Origin of the sequence: Actinokineospora sp., from assembly GCF_050699995.1 — a bacterium.
Lineage (GTDB): Bacteria > Actinomycetota > Actinomycetes > Mycobacteriales > Pseudonocardiaceae > Actinokineospora.
The window spans coordinates 1-2,501 of record NZ_JBOHGC010000516.1 but is presented as its reverse complement, the minus strand read 5'-3'; the positions used below and the strand labels follow the sequence as shown (position 1 = coordinate 2,501).

Below are 2,501 nucleotides of genomic sequence, written 5' to 3'. Positions count from 1 at the left end.
GACTGACACCCCGACCAGCATCATGATCAACTTAAGCTACACGGCATTGGGTCCAGACCGATCGATCGCCACGTGAAGATCATACCAGAAAACCCAACGAGATCAATTAGTTATTTCTTTACAGTTCCTTACTGCCCGATCGGGCATCGGTCGATGCTCTGGGAGATACCCGACGTGCCATGGCTTGTGCTCGCTCAGCGCCCGACACTGGCCCACGACATCGGGTGTTCGTTCGACCGCACAAGGACATCATGACCGCACAGCACCGTCGCCACCTAGCCGCGCAGGACGGGTTCCAGGACAGATGAAGGTTCTCCTGGTCGAAGAAGGCCGGTACTTGGCCGACCACGTCGAAGCAACGCTCGAGCCGCACGCGTCTGTTCTCGCCGTCGCGCACAACGACAAAGAAGCCATCGAGCTGCTGGCGACCGACTCCTTCCATGTCGTGATCGTGAGTTCGCGACCGCACTGCGGGCAAGACGTCGACCTCTGTGGACAGTTGCGGATAGTCGACCCCTTCGCGCAACTGCTGGCGCTTGTCGTCGAGCCGCACGCCGATGAACAGATCGCCCGGCTCAGCGGGCTCGACGTCGACGGTTTCCTCACCGTTCCCTGCCCACCAGCCGAACTCGTCGCGCGCGTTCGCGCGGCGGTTCGCCGCGCGTCGAGCCGCGTCGAGCGTGCCGACATCGTCCTGGAGTCCAAGAAGCAGGGTGTCCGGCGAAGCGGCGGCCTCATCCCGCTGGCGAAGAAGGAATTCGCGCTGTTGATCGCCCTGATGCGGGCCAACGGGGCCGTCCTCAGCGCCGAGCAACTGCACCGTCGGACGAGGCACCTGGGGCCGTGGCGAGTGCGTCAGACCGTGATGACCCTACGGCGCAAACTTGGCGAGCCTGAGGTGATCCGCAGCGTCCGCGGCTTCGGCTACCGCTTCGAACCATTGAGCCCACACGGTTGCAGCCCGCCCGACTTCGTGTCCTGCGGTTCGCCGTCATCCGGTTGACACCAGCTGATCCGGGCAGCCCGAGTCATGTCGGTCTGAGGCGGGTTCTGATTAGTCGTGGTGGGTGATCGAGTGGATCAGCATCTCCAGGAGTGTGTCGGTATCGACATCTTCGCCGTGGACGAAGCGGTGGACGTCACCGGGCGGCATGGCACGTATGGTCGAATCCAGCGCGGCATCGCGGGTCGGTACCGTGGTCGTAGTCGTGGTCGGAGTCGTGGTCGACGCCGTCCGCTCGCTCCCGCTGCCATCGGTGGGTCGCGTGGTGTTTCCCGCGGTGATCACGGCGATGCGCCGGGCCAGGTCTTTGTCGGCGGCAGCGACTTCGCGGAGCGTGAACTCGTTTTGTTTGGTCACCCATTGAGCCAAGACCTCGTCGTCGAGGTCTCGGCAGGCCGGGACGATCTCCGTGATCAAAATCCTCGCCTGACCGAGCGCGTCGGCAAGGAGCGACTGATCCGGCGCGTTCAGGTTCACCGCGACGTGGAGGCTGTTGCGCTGCCAACACTGCCAAAGCTCCGCCAGCGTGCCGTTATGCACCTGGTTCAACACTTGGTGCATGAACCCCTCGACTCGCATGCGTACGTTCCTTGCCCCAACGCTCACCTGTACGAGCAAGTCCCGCTGCCGCTGGGGAAATGTCGCCCATGCGGCGAGCCGCTCATCGAAGCTCGCACTGTCGAACACCCGGACCGCGCTCCCCGCCTTCGCGTCGGCAGCGGTCAACTGGTCGCCCAAGTCCACCGTCAGCCGCCAATCCTGACCGGGTTCGCGTAGGAACACGTGCAGACCGAGGTCGCCGTCGGCGGCCAGCGCGGCGCGAGCTTGCTCGAGCATGCGAGCATCAGACCGAGACCAGTTCGACGCGATCGTCGACAACTCGGTCAACATCACCCGGCCCTCAGAGGGCAGGTCCTCCCAAATCTGGGCCCTGGTGTCTTCGCCACCGTCGTCGAACTCGGCGACCTCGGTTTCGCCCCGTTCGCGTGCGTCCCTGAGCTCCGAGTCACCCTCCCAGAGTCCCGCCCAGATCGCCATGTCAGGGCGGGTGGTGTGGTATAGCACCGCAAGGCCGCCGATGTTCTCGGCATGGCTGCGCATCCGTCGCAACGCCGCCTGCAGCTTGTCGAGCCACGCCGCGGTGAGGGGCATCGGCGACGCCGTCCGCCCCGCCAGCGCCCGCAGAACCTCGCGTTCGCGGGGGGACATCCCCAGCCACCTGGCCAACCGCTCGTCGTGGTCCTCCGACTCGATGTTCTCGAGCTCCTCCTGGCCCTCGAGCAGCGCGTCACCAAGGTCGTTATCCGTTGCGATGTGCTGCGCGACGCGGTCGTCGACGAGCGCGTAGTGCCAGACGAGACCAAGGGGCCCTTCCTCGGCCAGCACCTTCATGGCCACCGCCCTCGCGAGGGTGGGCGCCGCAACGAATTTCGCCACATCTGAGCTCAGCGCGGCGGCGAAATACCGGTCTTGTGATGACAGTGCGAGCAGCGCCTTC

The 2,501-nt window shown here is 64.9% G+C and carries 2 protein-coding genes; one reads left to right on the top strand and one right to left on the bottom strand.

Translation table 11 applies throughout. The features are described from left to right. Window positions 1–304 precede the first annotated feature (304 nt). A complete protein-coding gene (locus tag ACRDSQ_RS25705; protein ID WP_431424532.1) occupies window positions 305–1,003 on the top strand; it encodes a winged helix-turn-helix transcriptional regulator in 699 nt (232 codons plus the stop codon). Between the two features lie 51 nt (window positions 1,004–1,054). Here the strand turns inward: ACRDSQ_RS25705 and ACRDSQ_RS25700 are convergent. After that, window positions 1,055–2,501, bottom strand: a 1,447-nt coding sequence (locus ACRDSQ_RS25700; RefSeq protein WP_431424531.1) for a hypothetical protein, incomplete at its 5' end; no start/stop codon positions are given.